This window comes from Ruegeria sp. YS9 (assembly GCF_024628725.1).
GTDB classification, from domain to species: Bacteria; Pseudomonadota; Alphaproteobacteria; order Rhodobacterales; family Rhodobacteraceae; genus Ruegeria; species Ruegeria atlantica_C.
Window position 1 is genome coordinate 605,495 of the sequence record NZ_CP102410.1, and the last position, 23,456, is coordinate 628,950.

The 23,456-nt window shown below is 57.9% G+C and carries 26 protein-coding genes; 7 read left to right on the top strand and 19 right to left on the bottom strand.

Going from position 1 to position 23,456, the window contains the following annotated elements; genetic code table 11:
• Positions 1 to 4: 4 nt before the first annotated feature.
• From NOR97_RS19075 to NOR97_RS19100, 6 genes are all read right to left on the bottom strand, one after another.
• Positions 5 to 1,738, bottom strand: a complete 1,734-nt coding sequence (locus NOR97_RS19075) for a SulP family inorganic anion transporter (RefSeq protein ID WP_257601062.1) — start codon at positions 1,736 to 1,738, stop codon at positions 5 to 7.
• Positions 1,739 to 1,871: 133 nt separating this feature from the next.
• Positions 1,872 to 3,554 carry a TIGR01244 family sulfur transferase gene (locus NOR97_RS19080; RefSeq protein ID WP_257601063.1) on the bottom strand — a complete coding sequence of 561 codons (1,683 nt, stop codon included), beginning with the start codon at positions 3,552 to 3,554 and terminating at the stop codon, positions 1,872 to 1,874.
• Positions 3,555 to 3,569: 15 nt separating this feature from the next.
• Complete coding sequence (locus tag NOR97_RS19085) at positions 3,570 to 4,454, bottom strand: MBL fold metallo-hydrolase (RefSeq protein ID WP_257601397.1); 885 nt, start codon at positions 4,452 to 4,454, stop codon at positions 3,570 to 3,572.
• A 99-nt stretch (positions 4,455 to 4,553) separates the two neighbouring features.
• The gene (locus tag NOR97_RS19090; protein ID WP_257601064.1) at positions 4,554 to 4,910 is read right to left on the bottom strand and encodes a hypothetical protein; all 357 of its coding nucleotides are present in this window, start codon (positions 4,908 to 4,910) and stop codon (positions 4,554 to 4,556) included.
• 151 nt (positions 4,911 to 5,061) lie between these two features.
• Positions 5,062 to 5,727 carry a Crp/Fnr family transcriptional regulator gene (locus NOR97_RS19095; RefSeq protein WP_257601066.1) on the bottom strand — a complete coding sequence of 222 codons (666 nt, stop codon included), beginning with the start codon at positions 5,725 to 5,727 and terminating at the stop codon, positions 5,062 to 5,064.
• Complete coding sequence (locus tag NOR97_RS19100) at positions 5,724 to 6,194, bottom strand: Rrf2 family transcriptional regulator (protein WP_257601067.1); 471 nt, start codon at positions 6,192 to 6,194, stop codon at positions 5,724 to 5,726. Before NOR97_RS19100 ends, NOR97_RS19095 begins: the two co-directional genes overlap by 4 nt.
• Before the next feature lie 133 nt (positions 6,195 to 6,327).
• Between NOR97_RS19100 and NOR97_RS19105 the strand changes: the two genes are divergently transcribed.
• Entirely contained in the window at positions 6,328 to 6,855 is a 528-nt protein-coding gene (locus NOR97_RS19105) for a redoxin domain-containing protein (RefSeq protein ID WP_257601068.1), read from the top strand.
• A gap of 89 nt (positions 6,856 to 6,944) precedes the next feature.
• Here the strand turns inward: NOR97_RS19105 and NOR97_RS19110 are convergent, their stop codons facing one another.
• From NOR97_RS19110 to NOR97_RS19130, 5 genes are all read right to left on the bottom strand, one after another.
• The gene (locus NOR97_RS19110; protein ID WP_170345250.1) at positions 6,945 to 7,196 is read right to left on the bottom strand and encodes a hypothetical protein; all 252 of its coding nucleotides are present in this window, start codon (positions 7,194 to 7,196) and stop codon (positions 6,945 to 6,947) included.
• Positions 7,193 to 7,783 (bottom strand): TetR/AcrR family transcriptional regulator, encoded by a 591-nt coding sequence (locus NOR97_RS19115; RefSeq protein WP_257601069.1) that lies wholly within the window; start codon positions 7,781 to 7,783, stop codon positions 7,193 to 7,195. The genes NOR97_RS19110 and NOR97_RS19115 overlap by 4 nt, the downstream gene beginning before the upstream one ends.
• Before the next feature lie 4 nt (positions 7,784 to 7,787).
• A complete protein-coding gene (locus NOR97_RS19120) occupies positions 7,788 to 8,390 on the bottom strand; it encodes a DUF2141 domain-containing protein (RefSeq protein ID WP_257601070.1) in 603 nt (200 codons plus the stop codon).
• Positions 8,391 to 8,419: 29 nt separating this feature from the next.
• A complete protein-coding gene (locus NOR97_RS19125; protein WP_257601071.1) occupies positions 8,420 to 8,998 on the bottom strand; it encodes a lyase family protein in 579 nt (192 codons plus the stop codon).
• A gap of 297 nt (positions 8,999 to 9,295) precedes the next feature.
• A complete protein-coding gene (locus NOR97_RS19130; RefSeq protein WP_257601072.1) occupies positions 9,296 to 9,883 on the bottom strand; it encodes a TetR/AcrR family transcriptional regulator in 588 nt (195 codons plus the stop codon).
• 87 nt (positions 9,884 to 9,970) lie between these two features.
• Between NOR97_RS19130 and NOR97_RS19135 the strand changes: the two genes are divergently transcribed.
• The 4 genes from NOR97_RS19135 to NOR97_RS21245 are packed head-to-tail and all read left to right on the top strand — an operon-like array spanning position 9,971 to position 12,443.
• Positions 9,971 to 11,077 (top strand): NmrA family NAD(P)-binding protein, encoded by a 1,107-nt coding sequence (locus NOR97_RS19135; protein WP_257601073.1) that lies wholly within the window; start codon positions 9,971 to 9,973, stop codon positions 11,075 to 11,077.
• A gap of 47 nt (positions 11,078 to 11,124) precedes the next feature.
• Positions 11,125 to 11,697: a carbonic anhydrase gene (locus NOR97_RS19140; protein WP_170345244.1), complete on the top strand. Its 573-nt coding sequence runs from the start codon at positions 11,125 to 11,127 to the stop codon at positions 11,695 to 11,697.
• Positions 11,698 to 11,749: 52 nt separating this feature from the next.
• Positions 11,750 to 12,238: a hypothetical protein gene (locus NOR97_RS19145; protein WP_170345243.1), complete on the top strand. Its 489-nt coding sequence runs from the start codon at positions 11,750 to 11,752 to the stop codon at positions 12,236 to 12,238.
• Positions 12,239 to 12,248: 10 nt separating this feature from the next.
• Complete coding sequence (locus tag NOR97_RS21245; protein ID WP_374041630.1) at positions 12,249 to 12,443, top strand: helix-turn-helix domain-containing protein; 195 nt, start codon at positions 12,249 to 12,251, stop codon at positions 12,441 to 12,443.
• Between the two features lie 162 nt (positions 12,444 to 12,605).
• Here the strand turns inward: NOR97_RS21245 and NOR97_RS19150 are convergent, their stop codons facing one another.
• The 8 genes from NOR97_RS19150 to NOR97_RS19185 form a co-directional block, all read right to left on the bottom strand.
• Positions 12,606 to 13,595, bottom strand: coding sequence for a HupE/UreJ family protein (locus NOR97_RS19150; RefSeq protein ID WP_257601074.1), 990 nt, complete (start codon positions 13,593 to 13,595; stop codon positions 12,606 to 12,608).
• The gene (locus tag NOR97_RS19155) at positions 13,592 to 14,422 is read right to left on the bottom strand and encodes a peptidylprolyl isomerase (protein ID WP_257601075.1); all 831 of its coding nucleotides are present in this window, start codon (positions 14,420 to 14,422) and stop codon (positions 13,592 to 13,594) included. The genes NOR97_RS19150 and NOR97_RS19155 overlap by 4 nt, the downstream gene beginning before the upstream one ends.
• Positions 14,423 to 14,579: 157 nt before the next feature.
• A complete protein-coding gene (locus NOR97_RS19160; protein WP_257601076.1) occupies positions 14,580 to 16,502 on the bottom strand; it encodes a DUF3604 domain-containing protein in 1,923 nt (640 codons plus the stop codon).
• Positions 16,503 to 16,701: 199 nt separating this feature from the next.
• Entirely contained in the window at positions 16,702 to 17,850 is a 1,149-nt protein-coding gene (locus tag NOR97_RS19165) for an energy transducer TonB (RefSeq protein WP_257601077.1), read from the bottom strand.
• Positions 17,847 to 18,224 carry a biopolymer transporter ExbD gene (locus NOR97_RS19170; RefSeq protein WP_257601078.1) on the bottom strand — a complete coding sequence of 126 codons (378 nt, stop codon included), beginning with the start codon at positions 18,222 to 18,224 and terminating at the stop codon, positions 17,847 to 17,849. The genes NOR97_RS19165 and NOR97_RS19170 overlap by 4 nt, the downstream gene beginning before the upstream one ends.
• A gap of 4 nt (positions 18,225 to 18,228) precedes the next feature.
• Positions 18,229 to 18,555 carry a biopolymer transporter ExbD gene (locus NOR97_RS19175; RefSeq protein WP_170345236.1) on the bottom strand — a complete coding sequence of 109 codons (327 nt, stop codon included), beginning with the start codon at positions 18,553 to 18,555 and terminating at the stop codon, positions 18,229 to 18,231.
• A gap of 31 nt (positions 18,556 to 18,586) precedes the next feature.
• Positions 18,587 to 19,252 (bottom strand): MotA/TolQ/ExbB proton channel family protein, encoded by a 666-nt coding sequence (locus NOR97_RS19180; protein ID WP_257601079.1) that lies wholly within the window; start codon positions 19,250 to 19,252, stop codon positions 18,587 to 18,589.
• Positions 19,249 to 19,683 (bottom strand): hypothetical protein, encoded by a 435-nt coding sequence (locus NOR97_RS19185; protein ID WP_257601080.1) that lies wholly within the window; start codon positions 19,681 to 19,683, stop codon positions 19,249 to 19,251. Before NOR97_RS19185 ends, NOR97_RS19180 begins: the two co-directional genes overlap by 4 nt.
• A 528-nt stretch (positions 19,684 to 20,211) precedes the next feature.
• Here NOR97_RS19185 and NOR97_RS19190 point away from each other — a divergent pair.
• Together NOR97_RS19190 and NOR97_RS19195 are read left to right on the top strand one after the other, a co-directional pair.
• Positions 20,212 to 21,162, top strand: a complete 951-nt coding sequence (locus NOR97_RS19190; RefSeq protein WP_257601081.1) for a FecR domain-containing protein — start codon at positions 20,212 to 20,214, stop codon at positions 21,160 to 21,162.
• A 57-nt stretch (positions 21,163 to 21,219) separates the two neighbouring features.
• Positions 21,220 to 23,451, top strand: a complete 2,232-nt coding sequence (locus NOR97_RS19195) for a CHASE2 domain-containing protein (protein WP_257601082.1) — start codon at positions 21,220 to 21,222, stop codon at positions 23,449 to 23,451.
• Positions 23,452 to 23,456 lie beyond the last annotated feature (5 nt).

Here is a 23,456-nt window from a genome sequence, read left to right on the forward strand (position 1 = left end):
AGGACTATTCCGCCACGCACACCCGTTCGTGTTCGGTCAGTGTTTTCCACGCGTCATATTGTGACAGGAAGACCTGTCCGTTCAGGTCATCGAGGAAATGGGACTGTTTCAGCCGGTCCATGACCGGGCCTTTGACCTCGCTCAGATGCAGGCCGACGCCCATGTCGCGCAGGCGATGATTGATCGCCTCGAGGCTTTCGAGCGCCGAGAAGTCGACCTCGTTCACCGCCGAGAACATCAGCACCACGTTGCGGATCTCGCAGCCCTCGGTCACGCGCGACTGGATCAGGTCTTCGAGGAAGCGGGCGTTCACGAAGTACAGGCTTTCATCCACCCGCAGCGTCACCAGCGTGGGGTCGGTCTCGACCTTGTGGCGCTTGATGTTGCGGAAATGCTGGGTGCCCGGCACCAGCCCCACCTCGGCCACATGCGGGCGCGAGGTCTTGTACAGGTGCAGCAGGATCGAGATCGCCACGCCGCTGGCCACGCCGGTCTCGACCCCGGCCAGCAGGGTCAGGGCGATGGTGGCGGCGACGGCGGTGAAATCCGCGCGCGAATAGCCCCAGGTCTTTTTCAGGATCGACAGGTCCACCAGGCTGAGCACCGCCACGATGATCGTCGCGGCCAGCGTCGCCTTGGGCAGGAAATAGACCAGAGGGGTCAGGAACAGCGCCGCAATCGCCAACCCGATGGCAGTGAAGGCACCGGCCGCGGGCGTTTCGGCGCCTGCATCGAAATTGACTACCGATCGTGCGAACCCCCCCGTGACGGGGTATCCCCCGGTGAATGCGGCGCCCAGATTGGCCGCGCCCAGGCCGATCAATTCCTGATCGGGGTCGATACGCTGGCGTTTCTTGGCGGCCAGCGTCTGCGCCACCGAGATGCTTTCGACGAAGCCGATGATCGAGATCAGTATGGCGGGAACCAACAGCGCGCCGATCAGGTCCGAGGACAGCCCCGGCAGGGTCAGCGGCGGCAGGCTCTGGGGCACCTCGCCCACGATCTTGACGCCGCGCGCGTCCAGCCCGAAGGCCCAGACGGACAAGGTGGTCGCCACCACCGCCGCCACCGGCCCGGCCTTCGTCAGCACATCCGCCAGCAGCGGCGGAACCCCCATGCGCCGCAGCGCCGGCTTGAGGTTCTTGCGCACCCAGAACAGGAACGCCGTGGCCAGCACGCCGATCACCACCGTGATCGGGTTGGTCTGATCCAGATGCGCCAGGATCGAACCCAGCATTTCCGGCAGGGTATGCCCATGCGCGCTGACCCCCAGAATGTGTTTCAGCTGGCTGGTTGCGATCAGGATGCCCGAGGCGGTGATGAAGCCCGCGATCACCGGATGGCTGAGAAAGTTGGCCAGAAAACCCAGCCGGAACACGCCCAGCAGAACAAGAAAGCCGCCCGACAGGAAGGCCAGCGTCAGCGCCGCAACCGCATAGCCGGCTGTGCCCTGCTCGGCCACCTGCCCCACGGCCGATGCGGTCAGCAGCGACACCACCGCCACCGGACCCACCGCCAGCGCCCGGCTGGTGCCGAAGATCGCATAGAGGATGATCGGCACGATCGAGGCATAGATCCCCGCCTCGGGCGGCAGCCCCGCCAGCAGCGCATAGGCCAGCGATTGCGGGATCAGCATGATCGTCACGATCACCGCCGCGACCAGGTCATTCGACAGCGCATTGCGGTCGTATCGGCGACCCCAATCAAGAATCGGGAAGTAATTCAGTAGGCTCTGCATGGGTCCATGTCCTGAAAAGGCGGCGGTCAGAGCGAGGAGGCTCTGACCGCCAGATCATGGCCTGACATCCGGGAGAGACAGGCCAGAACTTGCGCCGGTGTCACCGGCGTCGGTTTCGAGGAGGTCAGGTTTCTTATTCGGCTGCCACCTTCAGTGCCTCGGGCTTGGCCATCCATTCCTTGCCCTTCAGCATCGCCGACCAATAGACCGGCGGCAGCAGCTTTTCTTTCAGGAACCAGGCCGCGCGGCTGGGTCTGGTGCCGTCGATCAGGAATTTCGGAAAACTGGGCTTCAGGACACCGCCATACCCGAATTCGGCCAGCACGATCTTGCCGCGTTCCACCGTCAAAGGGCACGAGCCATAGCCGTCATAAGCAGCGACCGGCGAGCGCCCTTCGATATCCGCCACGATGTTGTCGGCCACGGTCGGCGCCTGCTTGCGCGCGGCGGCCGCGGTTTTCGCGTTCGGGGCGTTCATCACATCGCCCAGCGACCAGATGTTGTCATAGCTCTTGTGCCGCAGCGTCGTCTGATCGACATCGACCCACCCCGCCGTATCCGCCAGCGGCGAGACCCGGACGAAGTCCGGCGCCACCTGCGGCGGGCAGACATGCATCATGTCGAACTCGACCGTCACCTGCTCGGGCTCGGCGTCGGGCTTGGTCACCCGGAGCGTGGCAGTTTTCGCGGGCCCGTCCACCGAAACCAGATTGTGGAAGAAGTTCAGCGTGGCGTCGTACTTCTTGACGTAGTCCATCAGCGCCGGGACATAGTCCTTGACCCCGAACAGCACGCCACCCGCGTTCATGAACTGGATGTCGACATCCTTCAGAACGCCCCGCCGAACCCACGCATCGCCCGACAGATACATCGCCTTCTGCGGCGCGCCGGCGCATTTGATCGGCATCGGCGGCTGGGTGAACAGCGCCCGGCCTTCCTTCAGGTCCTGGACAAGCTGCCAGGTATAAGGTGCCAGGTCATAGCGATAATTCGAGGTCACGCCGTTGCGGCCCAGCGTTTCCTCCAGCCCCTCGACCGCGCCCCAGTCCAGCTTGAGCCCCGGAGACACCACCAGACGGTCGTATTTGACCACCCGGCAGCCATCCAGGATCACCGCGTTGTTCTGCGGCTCGAACGCGGCCACGGCGGCCTTGATCCACTTTACCCCGCGCGGGATCAGCGAGCCCATCGTCTTGGCCGTCTGCTCGGGCGTGAACACGCCGCCGCCCACAAGGGTCCAGCCGGGCTGATAATAATGCACGTCGGACGGGTCGATAATGGCGATCGACAAGTCGGATTTGCGCGCATGGAGGCTGGCCGCAGTGGCGATGCCGCCGGCCCCGCCGCCCACGATCACCACGTCAAAGGACGCATCCCCCGTGTCGGTCGGGGTCTTGCCGCCATTGGCAATACGGCGGGCCACGCCGCTCATGTCATATCCGGCGGACTTGGTCGCCGCCAGGATCTCGGGCAGAGGGCGGCCCTGCGCCGCCTCGTGCAGCGACCACAACGTGGCCGACCGCGTCCCCGTACGGCAATAGGCCAAAACCGGGCCCGGCAACTCGGTCAGGGCACCGCCAAAGGCCTGCGCGTCATCATCCTTGACCATCCCGCTCTGCACCGGGACATAGCGTGCCTCAAGGCCATGTTTTCGGGCCGCCGCCTCAATCTCGTCAAAGCTGGGCTGGTCGGCCCCTTCGCCATCGGGCCGGTTGCAGATGATGGCCCGGAACCCCGCCGCCTTGATGGCGGCAAGGTCGTCCGGCGTGATCTGCGGCGAGACCGACAGTGCGTCTGATATTTTCCTGATTTCCATTGTCGCCTCCCGCGATCAAAGCTTGTTGACCGGAACCTTCAGCATCTGGTTGCCGTCCTGATCCGTCGGGATGTCTCCGGCGCGGATGTTGACCTGGATCGACGGGATGATCAGCGTCGGCATCGCCAGCGTCGCATCACGCTCCGTGCGCATCTTGATGAACTCTTCTCGCGACTTGCCGCCGCCCACGTGGATGTTGTGTGCCTTCTCCTCGGCCACGGTGGTTTCCCAGCGGATGTCGCGACCGTTGGGGCCATAGTCATGGCACATGAACAGGCGGGTTTCGTCCGGCAGGCTCAGCACCTTCTGGATCGAGTCATAAAGTGTCCCCGCATCCCCGCCCGGAAAGTCGGCCCGGGCCGAACCGCCATCGGGCATGAACAGCGTGTCACCCACGAAAGCCGCATCGCCCATCACATGCACCATGCAGGCCGGCGTATGGCCCGGCGTGTGCATGGCAAAGGCGGTCATGTTGCCGATCTTGTAGGTCATGCCGTCGGTGAACAGCGCATCGAACTGGCTGCCGTCGCGCTGGAACTCGGTGCCTTCGTTGAAGATCTTGCCGAACACCTCCTGCACGATCTTGATGTTCTCGCCGATGCCGATCTTGCCGCCCAGCTTTTGCTGGATGTAGGGCGCCGCCGACAAATGATCCGCATGCGCATGGGTTTCGATGATCCATTCCAGCTTCAGACCCTGCTTTTCGATCTCGGCGATCAGCAGGTCGGCATGGTCGAACGTGATCCGGCCGGCCGCATAGTCGATGTCCATCACGCTGTCGATGATCGCGCAGGCGTTCGACGTCGGGTCCTTGACGATATAGCTGATCGTCGCCGTCGCCTCGTCATAGAACCCCTGAACCTCGGGCTTGACGCTCTGGTCAACAGGATAGTTCGCTATCGGCGTCGCAATCGCGTCCGCCATCTTCTGGTTGTGCGTGTCAATGGTCTTCTGATCGTTCATATTCGTGCCTCCTCTTGGGCGCGGGTCCAGCCTCTGTTAACCGCGCGTCATCATCATTTCGTGAACGGCCTCCATGACCCGGGGATCCGATGACCGGGTGACGGTACGGATGCCGTCCGGCAGGTTTTCGACATTTCGCGTGATGGTATCGAAGTTGCGGACCCTCGCCGCCGGTTCGGCGCTTTCCTCGGGCGTCGCATACCGGCCGCGCAATCCCGGCTTGTTCACGTCGTCATGGCCTTTCTCATCCGCTCCGTGGCGACGCCGCGTCGACGCGCCGGCCTTTCCAAGCTTGTGGCCGTATGCATGGGGCCACAGGAAACAGGCGCCGAGCGTACCGACCGCCGCAACGGCAACACCGCCGAGCTTCGGGACGTTTTTGCGGTCATCCATTTCACTCTCCTGGGTTTTGGTCCGTCCGCAACCGGGCTTCTGTTCAGGGCTTCGGCGCCTCGGGCGCGAATCTAAAGTTGAAGAGCAGATATAACTTTCATGACAACAGTTCAGTGACAAAGTCACGAAACCCGCAACCCTTTGGAAATTTTCAGGCGCTCTGCGCCTGTTTTTCCAATGCAGACTTGTCGGTCAAAGTGATCCGTCCGCGCGATTGGGTGATCATCTCGCGCTTCTGGAAATCCTGCAAAACCCGCGTGATGACTTCGCGCGCGGTACCCAGTTCGCTGGCAAGCTGTTGGTGGGTGGCCTGGATTTCATCGCCCCCCTCGGCCAAATCAAGAAGACGCTCGGCCAGGCGCACGTCCAGATGCCCGAAGGCCACATCATCCACCACCCGCAACAGATCGATCAATCGGCGCGAATAGGCCTCGAAGACAAACTGGCGAAAGGCATCCTCTTCCGAGGCCAGACGATCAAACGAGAGCTTCGGCAGAACCACGGCAACGACATCGGTCTCGGCGATACCTTCGGCATTATAAGCCTCTTCGGCCAACATGCAGGCCGTGGTCAGCACACAGCTTTCACCGGCCTCGACCCGATACAGCACAATCTCGCGCCCGGAATCTGACCTTTGAGAGACCCGAACCCGGCCGTCATACAGAAAAAGCAGGCTGTCGGGCACATGGTCGGGCCCGAATACCTGGGTGCCCTTGGGGAAACGCAGGATTCGGGCGGCTGCCCGCAACCTTTCCCGTACCGGTTTGGGAAGACGGCTGGTGCCGTGGAAACGCTCGGTCCAGTCGGTGATCGTCATCTTGCCTTGCGCATGGGTGCCACGATGCCCTCCTCGATCGGCGCGATGCGGTTCAGCAACTCAGCCCGGTTTGCGGCGATGTCAGCCAACGTCAGATCATCGAGCACCACCATGAACGCCCGGGTCGCTTTTTGAATCGCCTGGGACAGCTTGCATATTCCGATCAGCGGGCACGTGTTTTTTTCTGGATTGAAACACTCGACCACGTCCAGTGGCCCTTCGGTCAGGCGAATGACATCGCCGATGACGATGTCCTCGGCCGGTTTGGCCAGCCGGAACCCACCACCCCGACCCCGCGTGGTTTCCAGATAACCGGCACGGCCCAGTTCGTGCACGATCTTCACGATATGTGGTCGGGCCAGCCCGTGCACGCGCACGACATCGTCTACGCGGATGCGATTCGGCGCCTTGAGCGCCGCCAACTGCAACGAACGCAGGGCAAAATTGGAATAGGATGTGAGTTTCATGCACGTCTCTTTCAAAAAACTCTATTCAAGATGTAAGTTTTTTGCAAGTTCGGTGGTTTTATCACTGACCGGGATGCGGCGCGGAACGACCTGAGCCGATGAAACAGAACCCGAAAGACCGAAAGGAAGACCAATGACCCTGCTTCTTGGAGACGTTGTTCCCGATTTCCAAGCCGACACCACGACCGGTCCAATTTCCTTCCATCACTGGATCGGCGAGGACTGGGCGTTCTTTTTCAGCCTTCCTGCCGACTTTACCCCGGTCTGCACCACCGAAATGGGCCGCACTGCGCAGCTGGCCGACGAGTTTGCCGAACGTGGCGTGAAACCCATCGGTCTGAGCACCGACACCGTCACCGAACACCCGCGCTGGATCGAAGACGTCAACGACACGCAGCACACGACCCTGACCTTTCCCATCGTGGCCGACCCTGATCTGAAGATCGCCAAACTGTCCGAGATGATCCACCCAGCGGAATCCGAAACCGCCGCGGTACGGTCGGCGTTCATCATCGACCCCGACAAGAAGCTGCGCCTGACCAAGACCTATCCCATGAGCGTTGGCCGCAGCCCAGCCTGCACGGTGATGTATTGGCCCGGCTCGGTGATATCTTCCATGAACCCGGCATGGCGCCATGTATTGGAAAAGATGTCCCGCTGATCACGATCAAACCAGTCCTGACGGGTGTAAGCTTCGGCCGGCAACAGATGGAGCATGTTTGCCATTGGGTGCATTCCTCCTCAGGGAAGTTAGGCCAACGATGGAAAGAAGTCGCCCAGCAGCAGGAAAAAACCCAACACAATCCAGGTGACCTGGATACACCAGAACAGGACCGGCTCAGTCGCCCGGTAGACATCTGTCAACAAGAAAGCTTGTCCAGACGAAATGCCAATGACGGTCCAGTACAGAAACAACAGACCCCAGAGAAATTGATAGCCCAGCAGAATTGAAATCATCAGCAAGGCGAACATGGTGTAGTTTGCGATTTGGATGCGTTTCATGCTGGGTCTGCCAGATTTTCACATAGTGAAACTGCCATCGCCTTCGACCGGTTCACCCACTCTGTCGGCATTTCCAAAGCAGCAAGCGATGCCGTGTTGAAGTAAAGCGCCACTATGCCATGCGCTGCCTGTTGGGTGTCCATCTGTGGGGCCTTGGGATAGTTCCGCTGCAAAACCTCAGCAACCTGCGCTTCAAATCCAAGGATCGAAGCCCGGCAGTTTGCCCTGAGCTCGCCATCCTCACTGGCTCGAGCCGTGAGGGCCGCAAATGCCAGGACCAGATCGGGTGACGAGTCTGACTGATCGGAGAATAGGTGGTTCACCAAGACATGCGCGGAATCTGAGTCCGGCAAGGCGGCAACCAATTCGTTCGCGGCACTGTTGAACTGGTCCAACACGTAATCCTGCAAGGCCACGATCATCTCATCCCGGTTGCCAAGATGGTGACGGATCAGTGGGCGGGTCAGCCCCGCCTCTTTTGCAATCGCACTCAAGGTGGCACCATCCAGGCCCATCCGTGCGACACAGCGCACAAACGCCTCCATGACCTGACCATAGCGCTCATCGCGGTTTGAAGGGCGTCCCATTGTCCTAGTCCCAATACTTCAGCCGCAATGACGACTGAGCGGTGCCACCGGCTGAGACAGCAGCATCCTTGAATTCCGGAGGTCGGCCGTCGCGGCCCATGGCCGCAAAGGCATAGCCCTCGGTCGGGACCTGGCTTTTCATGTTCAGGTCACCATCCATGTCCTCATCGTAAACAGCGGCAAAAGCGTCGTCTCCCGGTGGCAAATCATGAAACGTGACGGCGGCCTGTGAGCTGAATGCCGGTATCTGAGCCGTCGTTGCCGCATTGGTTGCGCCCATTGCCTCAAATGCGTCAGCTTTACTGAAGCCGGCCACAATGACCGCTCCGTTTTGGTTTCCCAGGCCTTCAACGGCAACCTGAAATGGAGCGTTATCCGAGGATTGGGCAAAAGAGCTGTTTGCAATATCAAAACAAGCTGTCATCGACGTGTACTTCAACAACCGCATCCGATCACCATGAGCTGTGATGTTTATGGAGATGTAAGCGGACGGAGTTTTATTGTCAATAATGACAATAATAAGTTGATCTCTGCCAAAACAAATGCGAAACCCGCGGAATGACACTTTGAGCGCTTCTCGCCTGTGCCGCCATACAAAGAGCGTCATCCAGTGTTCAACTTGCGTTTTCAGCTACCTCATTGAAGTTTCTGTTCCATCCGGTCTTCGTTGACGCTCAATTCAGACAACATCCGCTTTGCCCATGACAAAGCGCCGGACGACAACAAAAACACCTCCGGAACGACAAGCCATTCGCCAACCCAGACACCGCCAGAGCGCTCATGTTGATGCAAGGTCAGTTCTCCGATCTGCTCCGATCTTTGGCGCCCAGGCCTTGCGACGGCTTCGGCAAATTCACTGGCCCGCTGGTTACGCTTGTGATGCATTGAAGATGACGCACCCTTGCAGTTTTCATGGCATTCGCACACCTCACCGATGTCGCTGGACGAAAGCAGATTGATGTTGTGGGCTATTTTGCAGATCGTCGCACACAGCGCGCCAAGTGCGGCAACGATATCGGCCACGCCGTCACGCGCGTTTTGCCAATGTGGTTCTGCAATACCCAGATCAAGCGCCTCTGCCATACGCATCTTGACCTCTGCTTCCGTTCCAACATCGTAGTTGGACAGATCGCCCAGAGGTCCTCCTACCTGTACCAAAAGTCCACGCTGTCCTGCTTCGCTTATCAGATCGTGGCTCTGCTTGGTTCCGGTCATGCGCCGCGTTTGATCCTCTGGATCAAACGCTTAACGCTTTGACCTATCTCATCTTATGGAATGGACGCCCCTTGCACCCAAGCCGATGGTCTTCGGCGGATGTAGCAAGCAGAAGGAGTTCACAGATTGCAGTTACTTGCGATTGATTTAGGCAAACGTCTGATCTTTTTTGGTTAAGTGACGCCCAGATGCCGCGTCATCTGCGCATCGGTCAGCCAAAACAAATCACTCATGTCACCGCTCCCTTTTGGGCGGCAGTGATTCAGAACTTCAATCCTAAATCAATGGGTCCTGACCCTAGAGCTTATCTTTTGGCCAATGATCTTGCAGCAGTTTTATAGCAGTGCGTCCTGCCTCCAGCGTTCGGTCCGCCTCCTTTTCGTTTTCCGTCAAACGGGCCAGGATAATCGTACCCATCAAGAGCGCCATTGCGGCTATGCCTTGATCCGAGCCGGTTTCCGGCGTGTCCTGCAAAAGGGCTGCCATGCGATCAGACGCCTGCGCACCCGCGTGCCGGGCAGCGCCCCTGGTACGGGCAAGCTCGGCTCCCATTGCCGCAAGCGGGCATCCATGTCGACTGTCCTGCACATGAGATTGGGATAGGTACTTGGCTATGTAGTCCTGACGTTCCTTCCCTCGCCCTTCGCTGGATTCCTCGCGTTCCATTCCTGAAACGACATCATCGACTGCGTGCCGGAAGGATGCCGCGATCAAATCCTCTTTCGACTCGAAGTGCCGGTAGAAACCGCCATGTGTCATTCCGGCTGCCTTCATGACGTCAGCGACGCTTGTCGCTTCGACCCCGCGTTCGCGGAACAACTGTGCAGCAGCATCCAGTATCCTGTTGTGACTGCGCCTTTTTTCCGCTTCCGACATTCTCGGCATTTTCGCGCTCCCAGACAGGGTTGACAGTTAAGATTATATGTATCATCTAAATTATAGATTGCAAGCATCATCTAAAGGAGTATGCCCGTGCCTGCCAAGCCCAAGATCCTCGTCACCAGCGCAAGCGGCAAGACCGGGCTGCAAGTCGCGCTTCAGCTCAGAGCCAAAGCCTATCCTGTCCGTGCGTTCATACGGCAGAGGGATCATCGCTCTGAGATTCTCGAACGCGCGGGCGCTGAACTATTCGTGGGCGACCAGTATTCCCTGAGCGACATGCGCTCGGCGATGAAAGGCGTGCAGCGGGCCTATCAATGCGCTCCGACGGCACCCAATGGGCTCCACTTCAACGCGGTCTTCACAGCTGCAGCTTACGAAGCAAAGGTCGAGCACGTCGTTACACTAAGCCAATGGCTTTCGAGTGCAGATCACCCATCACTGTTTACACGCGAAATCTACCTGGGCAACATCCTGATCGGCATGCGCCCGGAGATGTCGGTGACAACGGTCAATGTCGGCTGGTTTGCTGAAAACTACCTGATGATGCTGGGCATGGCGGCCCATCTTGGGCAGTTCTCAATGCCGCTTGGCGACGGCGGCCTGAAGAAGAATGCTGCCCCCTCGAACGAAGACATTGCCCGTGTGACGGTCGGTGCCTTGACGGACCCGGCACACCATGCAGGCAAAACCTACCGCCCCACGGGTCCAACGCTGCTGTCGCCCAACGAAATCGCCGAAGCAATGGGCCGCGCGCTGGGGCGGCGGGTACGCTATGTCGATATTTCCGAACGAATGATGGTCAAAGCCCTGAAGGCCCTGCGCCCAGCAAACTATTCGGAAGCGGCAGTCACCCAACTTGCAATCTATTCAGAGGAGTACAGGCGAGGCGCCTTCGCGGTAAACGCCCCGACCGAGGACGTGTTTCAAGTCTGCGGGCACGAGCCTGAAGCTTTTGAAAGCATCGTACGGCGCAAGATAGCAGATCAACCGGGCCTGGCACGCAGCCTGTCCGGCAGCATTGGTGCGATCGGCAGCTTTCTGAAGATCCTCACGACACGCGCCTTCGATCTTGATCACGCTCAGAAGCAGCGAGACTACGTGCAGCTCTCATCCGCTTCTTACTGCCAGGACGATGCGGCCTGGACGGAAAAACACCAACCCAAGGACGTACAAGCCGCACCGATGCGCGTTGCCTAACGCAGCATACGACGAAGGTTTACCCTCCAAGACGAAAGGACCTTTTTATGAACGTTCAAGACGAACTCATCACTCGAAACAAAGAATTCTCTGCGGGCTTTGACAGTGCCGGCCTGCCGATCCTGCCAAAACTGCGAACAGTTGTTCTAACCTGCGGCGATGCCCGGGTCGATCCCGCGCACATCCTCGGACTGGAGCTTGGCGACGCGGTTGTGATCCGAAACAATGGCGGACGGGTTACACGCGCCGCAATCGAAGAAATCGCCACCCTCGCCTTTCTGGTGAGCGCTATGACGGAGGGCCGCGAACAGGGGTTCAACGTCATCCTGATGCAGCACACACAATGTGGAGCCGAGCGGCTGTCCAATCCGGACCTTCAGGACGCGCTGCAAAAAAAGCTTGGGATCGACGTATCCGAAAACGCAATCACGAACCACGAAAGCGACCTTTCGGCAGACATCAAGCGCCTGGCGGCAGCACCGGAGGTGCCTGACGCAATCACAGTCTCGGCCTTGCTTTATGATGTCGCCACTGGAACAGCCCACGAGATTGCTCCGGCCGTTTCGCTAGGGGCAATGCGGGCTGAGGCGAGCGTAAAACGAATTGCTGGTCGAGGGTGAACGTCTGCCCCCGAATTCACGTCAACAGACACATGTCGAAAGGACCGATCAGATGACCCCCACAGTGATATTCCTTCTTCAGTTCGCGATGAGTCTCTTTGTCGTTGCCCTCATTGCGGCGTGGTACGTTGCACCCTGGCTTGCACGGCTGTCGGCGGCGGCGGCGCTCTCAATCCTGCTGCTGCCGCATGCTTTCCGACACATCGGAATGAGCTTCATGGTACCAAATCTCAACAACGGAGGGTTGCCCGAGGCGTTTGCAACCAGCGCCAGCTACGGCGATTTGCTCTCGGCGTTTCTGGCAATCGCGGCGCTTATCGCTTTGCGATGGAGATCAATGGCCACCCTTCCGTTGGTGTGGGGTTTCAACATCCTTGGAACTGTCGATCTGGTGAACGCCTTGCGCCAAGCCGAGGCAATTGACCACTTTGGCCCCACTTGGTTCATTCCCACATTCTTTGTGCCCGTACTTTTGGTCACGCATGTGATGATCTTTGCACGGCTGTTGAAGGCCGAATGGCCCAATACGGCGTCGGCATGACAGAACAAATGTGCTTCTCACAAACGGCCCAAAGGCTTATTACACAAGGCTCCGCCTTAACAGGGTTCGCAGCCTGCTTGCAGAGCAAGGTAATGAAATGTCAATTTCTGACGCTGAAAACCGATATGGCTTTTGGCGTATCGGGCAGTTCTCACAAGATTACAGAAAGTGTTTCGGCGAATTGCCATCGGCCACTGTCGATTGAAAACCATAGGCTTTGTGCTGTTTGTAACCTTGGTCTTTCATGGAAGAAAATCCGAAACGGCGCAAAAGCTCAGCTGGCCAGGTTCGGGCCGCATGCCTTTTCAGGCACATGCGCCGTCATGATCCACAATGTCTTGCTCAACTCTCGCGACTTTGCCGCGCTTCAAAACCCGCTGACGCGTTCAATCAGCCAGTACATTGACACTGACCCGATCCCATACGCGGTCAAGACCGTGGCATTTCTACCAGCTGGAAGTGCAACCAGCCGCCAGGTCGCCAGAAGCAAAGTCAAAGCAGCAATAAAGCTCAACTGCCCGGCTTCAACACCGAGGTTGAAGGCCAGCAATGCCGCGGGAATGTCGTCAGATGGCAATCCAATGTCAGCCAAAGCCCCAGCAAATCCAAGGCCATGCAAAAGCCCGAACCCGAAACAGACGATCCAGGGTTTCTGCCTTGAAAGCCGGAACCGTCCTTCACCGCCTTTGACAATCTCCATCGCCAGAAACACGATGGACAGTGCGATAACGGCCTCGACCGGTGGTCCGGGAACATTCAAAACGCCAATCGTTGCCAGCGCCAGTGTTATTGAATGCGCAAGTGTAAACGCTGTTACGGCTCCGACAAGTTTCCACGGATCACGGACCAGAACAAACAGCGCAAAGACAAACAGAAGGTGATCCCAGCCTTCCAGTATGTGCTCGAAACCCAACTGGGAATACGCGGCAAACACTGACCATGTCGACTGTTCAGAAGGTAAGATTTGGACATTGGCGTCCGGGGTAAAACGAAGCGTTGCAGGTTGGGCATCGAGGGGATGCACACGCGCCAGCACGTCATTTCTCTGAGTCTCAAGGCCTTCAATGGCAATGGGTTGACCCGTGATATCCGCGTCGCACTCGACGATCCAAGACGAAACCCACCCTCGACCGTCGGAAACGGCATCAGGGCCACGCGCAGGTGTGCAGCCATCTGGCAATATGGCGTCAATCGCCATCGGTTGGCCATTCACATCCGGCTTTCGCCAATGAACGCTCCAGGTGTCAGAGGCGATTTGACGAATTTCCAGATATCCCGGATCAAGCGCGTGCGCAGCGGCGAAATTTGCAGGCCACACGAACAGCAGCGCAAACAGGAAGCAGACCAAAACTCTCATTTGGCAGGGCCTGAAAGATCGGGGGCCACAATCTCGTAGTTTTCGGCAAGCGTGTCGTATTGCGCTTGCGCCAGAGCTTCACTCATTTCCCGACGCCAATCCCGCAGCACCGCGTCGTGGATTTCAGCCAAAGGAGGTGTTTGACTGGGCTCGATAGCGACGACCTGAACAAGGTGGATACCGTAACCCGACTGGATCGGCCCCGTCCACCGACCTGTTTCGACCTCTGTGATGCCTTTCGAAAACCCTCCTCCGAAGACCGACTCGATAACCCGCGTCGCGGACAAGGGCATTGACGCCGGCAGCAAGGTTGAACCGCCCAGATCGGAAACGTCTTGCTTGGCGCGCAGGGTGGCCAGCGCATTCTCGATTTCGGCCTCTCCGGGCTTTTCTCCAAGAAAGACCTGATGGAAGGCCACCATGACAGGCGTTGCATAGCGTTCCGCGTTTTCCTGAAGAAAAACCTCCAGATCTTCATCATTCGGAACGATGGAAGTGGCAATGGCTTCGGTCAGATAATCCATTTTTTGGCTCAGCCGGGTCCTTATCAAGGGATCTCCGCGATCCAGACCAAGCTTTCTTGCCTCCCTGACCAGAACCTCTTCACGAATGGATGCATCGACCAACGCCTTCAGTTCTGCGTCGCTTGGCGGGCGTTTCCACTGCGCTTCGAAACGAGCGGACAAAAGCGCAACGTCATCCTCGTCGAGTGTTATTTTCTCAATATCTTCAACGTTCTCGCTTTCCGGCGCTATAATATGGAACCAAACAAAAATTGCCGCCCCAATCAAAAAAAAATGGAGCAGAGGTTCTTTCAGTACTCGCATCAAGCCTCCTGCGTGAAACGTGGCCAGATTGTTTGTTCAAATGTTGGCGTCATCGGGTCGGGTTTTGCATGATGATGCCCTCCGCGTGTTACAGTAACGCGGAGGACGCACCGAGGTAAGGTCATTGACTCGGCTTGTGTTCCAATCGCAGAACGGATCACTCTGCCGGGGTGTACCAGATCGGGGACGAATAGGCGCGTTCCTGATGCGTAAGCACTGCATCTTCGGGCAATTCGATACCGTATCTCAACTTGTCGTACAGGATCCAACGCGGCGTTGGAATTTCGATGGCGCGGACGTAGTAAAACGCACGCGCATTCGGATCGAAATCCGGGTCTGACCATACGGTGACAAGTTCGGCCGTTCCGATTGTGTTGGTCCAGCTGGCAGTCTCCACGTCCACCGTGTTTCCAACCGCAGGGACTTTGCCGTTTTGATCGACCTCGCGGTTATCCGACCATGCCACGTCGTAGACCTTTTCCTGCAAGGCACCTTCAGAATCGAGCCATCCCTTTATCACTTGAACACGGTCCAGATTGGCACCAACCGGGTCGCGCAGAGCGGCGATCAGGAAGCTTGGCGCAGCCTCACCCTCGCGCGGGCGCAGGTCCGAACCCATTGGCACGCCTTTGGTATAGCCAACATTGGCCAGAAAACGGGTTTCAACATCTGCTTCACTGAAATCCCATCCGCCAAAGAACCGCAGACCAATCCTTGGCCCCGTCGTTGCATAGGTTTCGCGGCGCTTGAACGCGTCAAAGATCGCCGCGCGTGTATTCTCGGTAGCCCAGACGGCCGTGTATCCGGAGGCGACAAGCAAATCGCCGGGAATTTCACCAAGGTCATTGGCTATGAACGGATGTTTGATACGCGAAGCTGAGGGCTCGACGCTGACGGATTTTCCAAAGAAATTGTCTTCTTCGGCCGTGGCCAGAGAGGTATGGCTGTCCGTCGCACCCCCCATGCCGAATTTATAGGGGTTCACACCAAACTTTTCTTCCAGCATCAAGCCGCGTTTCAATGCCTCTCGGGCGTATTCTCCGGCCAGCATGTCATCGGTTTTCAACTCGGTTATGTCCAGATTGCCGACGTCCCAGTTCTCGTAATCGGCAAATTCGTCATCCGGGCTCAGGAAAGGATGCGCTTCACCGTCGCCCTTTATCTGGGTGACTTCGTAATGGGGCTCCCATTTTGCGCGGTCCGCGACATAATCCTCGTCAACCTTGCCGCCGTGATACGTGTCTTCGGTCGGGAACATCCACCCATTCGACAGGTTCCCGTTATGGGCAAAGGCAACTGCACGCCCCCCCGTTTTTTCCTGATACTCTTCAAGCCAGGCATAAAGCGCCTTTGGATCCGTATCACCGTAGGGCGGTTGCGTGACCGGCGGCACCATTTGAAGCGCCCTGATTGGCCCATCGCGCAGCATGACATTGCGGTGCAAGTTGAACCCTTTCGGTACCGAGGTCCATTCAAAACCGATGAAAGCGGTAAAGGTGCCGGGGTCATTGTGCCGCTCTGCCGCCAGAACGATGCTTTCCCAGGTAAAGGCAAACGCATCGGCACCGGGGCTGTAGGATTCCAGCAGGATTTCCGGCAGTGTCATTTGCGAAAAATTGGTGATGATGTCGAAAGCCGCTTTACCGGCTTCTTCCCCGCCGGCCTTGTACCCCTCGTACCACTCCAGTCCTTTGGGATCAGAAAGAACGCCCGGTTTGCCAGCCTGCAAATCCGGCGCGAACCCCATCAGGTCCGTGTGATCCGTAAGAACCATCCAATCCAATGGTCGTGACAGTCTCACAGGCTGACCTGTCGAAGAAATGACCTGTTCCCCCTTGGCGAAACGCCACGCCTCATCCGGCAGCAAGGTGTTCCCGAAAGCACCCGCATCCAGCGAAAGCCCGGTGTGAAGGTGAGTGTCCCCCCATAATGGGCGTTCAGGAAATGTGCGTTGGGCGTAAGGGGAATAGGGCTGATCAGAAAACAATCCCTCGGCAGCATCTTCGCTGGGTACGGCGTCGGCACCAACAACAGCAGGGACCAATACGAGTGAGATTATGCAAGCAGATTTCCGAAACAAAGTGACCTCCCAGTTCAGGAATACTCAGTTGTGAGGGCGAATTTCATCGCGCCATTATTATATTCCCATTTTCTTATATCACATTCTATTGGCCAAAGGGTTTTTTTAATCTGAGAGCTGCAAACCCGCGCAATCAGGGAATTCGGCGAAAGCCCTTAGGGAGATCGCTAATCGTGTTCACCTGACAAGACTCGTCGGATCATCTTATCTGATAGTAAAATGAAAGCTTCCGGCTGACGCCCCCAGGCGGGCGCGGGAAAGGTGCGGCGGTTCGAACCTGTTCTTTGGCTGCGCGCTCTATTTCCGGCGAGCCAGAGCTTTCGACGACATCAACCCAAGCCAATGAACCATCCGGGTCAATCTGGAAAAACACCCGCGCATAGCCACGACCGGCAACGTAAACGATTGGCGCCCTGTTCAGATGAACAAGAACCTGACCCGCATAGTTCGTGGTGTCCGAATTTCCCGGCCCCCGCCCGCCTGAACGGGTGCCGCCCCGGTTTTGTCGGAAGGCGTCGACACCCTCTCTTTGATACGTCGCCAGCGGTGATTCAATCGTCTGCTCCGGAAATCTCAAAGCGTCAAAGTTGCTTGACGGATCCAACGCACCCCGCAGGGTGGGTTGCGGGCGTCGGTCTGGAAGGCGAGGCCGCAATGACGTGGCTACGGCCTGTTCGGATCCGTCCACGCTTGCATCGGGTACGGTCAGTTCGGCGTCGTCATCCAGAGGTTCCGACGCTTCTTCTGGTATTACAGGTTCAAGTGGGGACGTGTTTTCCGGAACAATAGGAGCCACCTCGACCGGTAACGCGGCAATCTGTTGCTGTTCCTCGGACACCGGTTCTTCGGCAGAAGAAGGCTCAACCGGAGCAACCGCCTCTTCCTTCGGCACCTCGGGTGTTTCGGCCAACGCTTCGGGCCTTGCCGACACAGCGCCTTCAGCTTCGGCGGCTTCGCCTTCGTCCTCCAGGTTCTGGTCTACAGGGTCCACGACAACCTCATCCGGCGCCCTCGGCTGGATAATCGTTGAATCCCCGGTATCGGGCGTGAAAGTCTCTTGCGGATTCGGCGAGGCCACGCGGGCATCACTTGTCGGAACTTCTGCCTCCTGCGGCTGGGTTGGCGGTTCCACCGGAGGGGTTGGCGGTTCATCCGGCGCAGGCGGTACGGGTTCAATCCTGGTATCGGCCAACTCTTCAAACGCGTTGCTGAGTTCGATTGTGTCGGTACCGGTTTCCCCGGAAGCCGGATCCGACAACTCTGGCACCGTGACAATCAGGCCGATCAAATGCACCAGTACGGAAATCGAAATTGCAATGATTGCAACAAAAACGGACCGCCTGATCATTCGAGGGCCTGTTCGGTCACCAGAAAAACGGTTGGCGCACCCAACCGGCGCAGACTGCTGGTGACTTCCATCAATCGAGAGGCCGACGCATCCCTGTCAGGTACGATCCGCACGGGTCCCGATTCATGCGCGGCCATGAAAGCTTCGGCCTCGATCGGATTGCCCCGAAAACTCAGCGTTCCGTCCCGATGAAGAACAAGCGCATCCGGCGGCTCGCGGCCTTCAAGATCCGCAGTATTCACCAAATCCAGATCGGGATCCAACCGCGGTGCAATCGTACCCGCAATCAGAAAAAAGATCAGGATCAGAAAGACGACGTTGATCAGCGGAATGGTGGAATCACGATTTCGACCGGGCCGGATATAGCGGATCATTGCCTCACTCCAACACCCTGACCGTCAAACCTTCGCGCCCGCGCAACGGGACAAGCAGGTCCACAAGACGTTGCGCAGTTGTCCCGGGATCAAGGCTTACCAGCACCTGACCGGCTTTGACCTGGTTGAACAATTCCTCAAGCGACAGGGGTTGGCCATTCAGGGCAACACGTGAGGGGCCAAGTTGCACGAAAAGGCGCTCGGGCGGCGTAGCATCAGCATTCCCGCCTGTGGCGGCGCTGCTCAACTCGATCTCGCTGAATCGAGAAAACGTTGAGGACAGCATGAAAAACAGTAAAAGCAGAAAGATCACGTCGATTAGGGGCGTCATCGACATGCGCCGCCGCACAAAAGGCGCAGTGTTACGCATGTTCTGGGGCGACCGGGACCTGTGCGGCCGCCTCTGTGCTTTGGATGGAATGACCGGGAACCAGAACCGTACGCAAAGCCTTGTCTGCAAAAACACGCTCGCGCGCGGTTCGACTTTCAAGCCAGGACAAAACCATCGATGTTGGCATTGCAACAGCCAGACCCACAGCGGTGGTGATCAGGGCCACCCAGATACCGCCGGCCAAAAGTGACGGATCAACCGATGATCCAGCGGTTTGCAAGCTTTGGAAAGCGCTGATCATTCCCAGAACCGTACCGAAAAGACCCAGCAACGGCGCCAGCTGCGCCACGGTGTCCAGCAAGCGAAAACCGCGTTCCAGCCCGGCGAGCGCCAGACCCGCTTCGGCATCCAGCCGGTCATCGGCCCCGTGAACACCAGATGCGTTCATCGCCGCGCCCACAATAGGGGCAAGATAGCTGCTGCTGTCCGCCAGCCTGGCGCGTGCCGTACTGTGATCTCCTGCGTCCCACGCTGCCAAAGCTTCAGACAGCACCCTGTGCCGCCCGACGCCGCAGGCGGCAAATTGCCAGAGCTTGTAGAGAGTGACAGCCAGCGTCAAAACCGACATGGCGATCAATATCGCCACCACCGGCCCGCCGAGTTCAAATATCTCACGAAGTGCGGCTAGAGGATTCATCCCAACAACCCCATTTCCACCCTGCTGCTCAGCGTCAGGGTGCTGTCGCATATGTCACTTTCGGAACCATCCACGACGCAGGAGTTAGCGCCGTTGATCAAGGCTTGCCCAACTGTGTCACATGTTCTGTTGGGAAGATCGAACTGGCGCACCCGGGGCCGGTCGGCGGGCAAATCGCGAAAATCAAACAGAGAAAGGTTCAACACACTACCTTCGGTGTCGAAAATGACGGTTTCGAACACGGCGCCGTCGATCGGCTGCCCGGTTTCATTCTTGACCAGAAACGTCAACCTGCACGCGCTGGCAACATCCTCGGCCGAGTTCAGTTCCACGAAGAGCCGGGCAGAGGATTCGGCCTGGGATTGTGCAGACGCTGTGGACAGCAAACAGCCAGAAAACATGGCCGCGACCATAATGCGACGAAACAGCATGAACAGACTCCGTGTTGCAGCGCTGGAACAATCGGGCAGCGACCGTCAGCTTGCCCAACTGCGTTTCTACCCGAGGGACATGTCACATTAAAGAGCCGCGTAGGGTGGCAAAGCAAAACGGCCTTCAGCGCGGATTGATATACGTACGTTCATGGCAAGACATACGTTGCGCAATTGGAATTTCAACTGCGCCCAAGGTTGCACTGCGCATCAGGACAACCAGCAAGTTGATGTCGGTTCAGTTTTGAAAAGTCGCTCTTTTTCCAAACAGATGCTTAACCCGCAGTAAACGTGCGAAACTGCGCCCGATCAAGCCTTCACAGAAGCGCGCCCAAAGCGACTTTTGAACGTCGTTTTCACATAATTCTTGCTAAGAGCGCGAAAAATAAGCATATTTGTCTACGTTTTTAATGCATATAAAAGATAATAATACGTTTTTTGAGAGGCAAGCGTCGAGCACAGCGCGGTTTCCGTGCGTCAAAACCCATTGGGGGAAGGGGTTCGAGTTTGTCGTTGTTAAAGATTGTAATGGTTCTTTGCGTTGCCGTGGCCATACCGTCGCAGACCATCGCCGACATTGGAAAAATCATCAGCGTCCAACAAGGCGCCCAAGTCGTTCGCGCGGGAAAAGCACAACCTGTTTACTCAGGAATGGAGGTTGCGTCCGGCGACGCGCTCAGCACGGATCGGACCGGCGTGATTCAAATTGTTTTTGTGGATGACACCAAGATTGCCATCGGCCCCAACGCACGCATGGTGCTGGATGTGTCCATGCTGCGAAATAACCGCAAAGCCAAGAGCTTTGCCGTTCAGGCCTTGGGTGGCAGTTTTCGGTTTATTTCCGGGAAAAGCCGAAAGAGAGCCTACTCGATCAGGACTCCGTCGGCGACAATGGCCGTGCGCGGTACCACCTTCGATATGTGGATCGTGTCGGAGAAACAAAGCGCGATGCTTGTCCTGCAAGGTACGGTCCGCATGTGTGGCAGTCAGGGCGCGTGCAGATCCTCGGGACGTCAATGCAGCATGTTCGCAACAAGCGGAGACGGAGGTGTCGGACGGCCTGCCGATCAGGCCCAATACGATCAAGCGCTGAAAAGCGGGTTTCCATTCGTTCAGTCCCAGGACGGGCTGCTGCCCCCTTTGCAGGTACGGGTTGAAGGGTGTTCAGGTGATGGAGCGCCCATACGGCGTGTCGAGGTGGACCGGTCGGAAGCCGGTAGAGCGCCTCCTCAGCAACGCGAAGCGCAGAATACGGTCACTGAACCTTCGCCTTCCGCGAACAATGACCCGGAAAGAGAAGAGCCGGACCATGCAGAACCCGAACGGGAAGAACCAGAGCAGGAGGAGCCCGACAGAGAAGAACCAGAGCAGGAAGAACCTGAACGGGAAGAACCCGAACAAGAGGAACCCGAACGGGAAGAACCGGAACCTGAGGAACCCGAACGGGACGAACCAGAGCGGGAAGAAACTGATCCGTAATTGCTCGGGAATTGCTGCTGAACACGCAGTTCCAGTTCCATTTGTCTGGAGGATGGTGTGAGCGACAAGCTGCGGAAATCCAGGAACGGGCGATGGGCCTTCCGCCTCGTGGGGCTGGGTCTGATCCTTTTGGGTTGCTTCATTCGGGCATGGGATCCGTACCCTGTTCGAATGACGCGTCTGATCTATTTCGACGTTTTGCAAAGACTGTCTCCGCGGGAGTTCAATCCCGAACTCCCCGTGCGCGTCGTGGATATCGATGAGGCTTCGCTTGCCAGCTTTGGACAATGGCCATGGCCACGCACTTTGGTTGCGCAGTTGGTGCAAAATCTGGGTGGCCATGGCGCCGCGACGATTGCGTTCGACATGCTGTTTGCCGAACCCGACCGGTATTCGCCATCTCGCCTTCTGAACGATCCATCGCTGGCGGGCGTACTGACTGTGGAACGCCACGCCGAAAAGCTGGACAACGATGTCGTGCTGGGGATGGAAATGGCCAACTGGCCCGTGGTTCTGGGCGTGGCCGCGCGATTGTCAGCTGAAGGGGAACCCGTTACGGCCAAGGCCGGGCTCATTGAATTCGGGGAAAGCCCCGCCGAGGGGCTGATCTCGGTCCCGCATTGGACGCCAATCGCGCCACCGTTGGATCTGGTGGCGGCAGGTGTCGGCGGGGTCAATGTCTCGCCCATCGGTGGAACCGGCATCGTAAGACGTGCGCCGGTTCTATGGAACGGTCCGGACGGTCCGCTGCCAAGCCTTGCAGTTGAAGCCCTCAGAGTCGCCCTGGGTGAGACCAGCATTTTCGTGGAAGGCGCGCCTGACGAGGCTGGCATCATGCTGGCGGTCGAAATCGCCGGATACCGTTTGCCGACAACCGAGAATGGCGAACTTTGGCTGAAATACCGGCAGGACACCCCCGACCTTTACATTTCAGCCAGGGATGTTCTGGAAGATTCCGAAAACCCCGGGCTGCGATCCGAAATCGAAGGCAGAATAATCCTGATCGGAACCTCCGCTGCCGGTTTGTTCGATATTCATCAGACGGCACTGGGCGAAAGCGTCCCCGGTGTTTCAATTCATGCCCAGATGATCGAACAGGTTCTGACCGGTGATATGCTCAGCCGGTCTGACGTGACCGCGGCGCAGGAACTGCTTGCCTTTGCGTTTCTGGGGCTTGTGGTGATTGCCGTCATGTCCAGCTTTGGTGCCATCGCATCCTTCATCGCCGGTGGCATTGCCGCCGCAGCCGTTCTGGCCATCAGCTGGCTGGTATTTCAGAACCAATCCATCCTGTTCGACGCCACCTTTCCCCTGATTGGAGGCATCGCAAATTTCGGTCTGCTGGCGGGGTATCTTTTCGTATCGACCGAGCGCGAAAAGCGCCAAATTCGAAAAGTCTTTTCGCATTACGTGGCCCCGGAAATCCTTGATGAAATGGAGAATTCGGGCCACCAGCTGCAATTGGGCGGTGAAAGCCAGGAAATCACCGTGATGTTTTCGGATATCCGGGGATTTACCGCTCTGTCCGAGTCCGCGTCGGCAACGGAACTTGTATCCTTGCTGAATGCGCTGTTTTCCAAGCTTGGGGATCAGATCCTGCATGAGCGTGGTACGATCGACAAGTTCATAGGTGACGCCATCATGGCCTTCTGGAACGCACCTTTGCCCGTTGCCGACCATCCATGCCGCGCAGCGCTTGCCGCGCTCAGGATGCGAGGTGCTTTGGCACAATTCAACGCATCCGACATCATGCGGAACCGAAAGCCGATAGCGCTGGCAACCGGAATCGCCACGGGGCAGGCCTGCGTCGGCAACATAGGATCGCAAAAACGGTTCAACTATACGGTTATCGGAGATGTCGTGAATGTTTCGGCACGGATCGAACAATGCTGTCGAACGGTCGAGTATGACATTGTCGTCTCAGACGGGGTGTATCAAGCCGGTCGAGATGACCTGGCATTTTTGCAGGCCGGCCATGTTGACCTAAAAGGCAAAACCAACCCAGAGCCCGTTTTTGTTCTGGTGGGAGATTCCACTTTGCGGAAGACCGACGCGTTCCAGGAGCTCGTTGCACGGCATGGTGAGTTGATCGCAGCGTTGAGAACCCGAAAACCTCAGGGCGACATCGTGCGCATGTGTCAGCATTGCGAAAAACTTGCCGCAGATATCGAACCGGGATTGCGCCAGTTCTATCGCGCTTTGGCGGGTCGCGCGGCCGATTTCCGCGCGGTCTCGTCATCCGGGCCGGTCATGTTCACCCGAAATACCAGAATAGCCGGTGGTGTTTAGGCGGC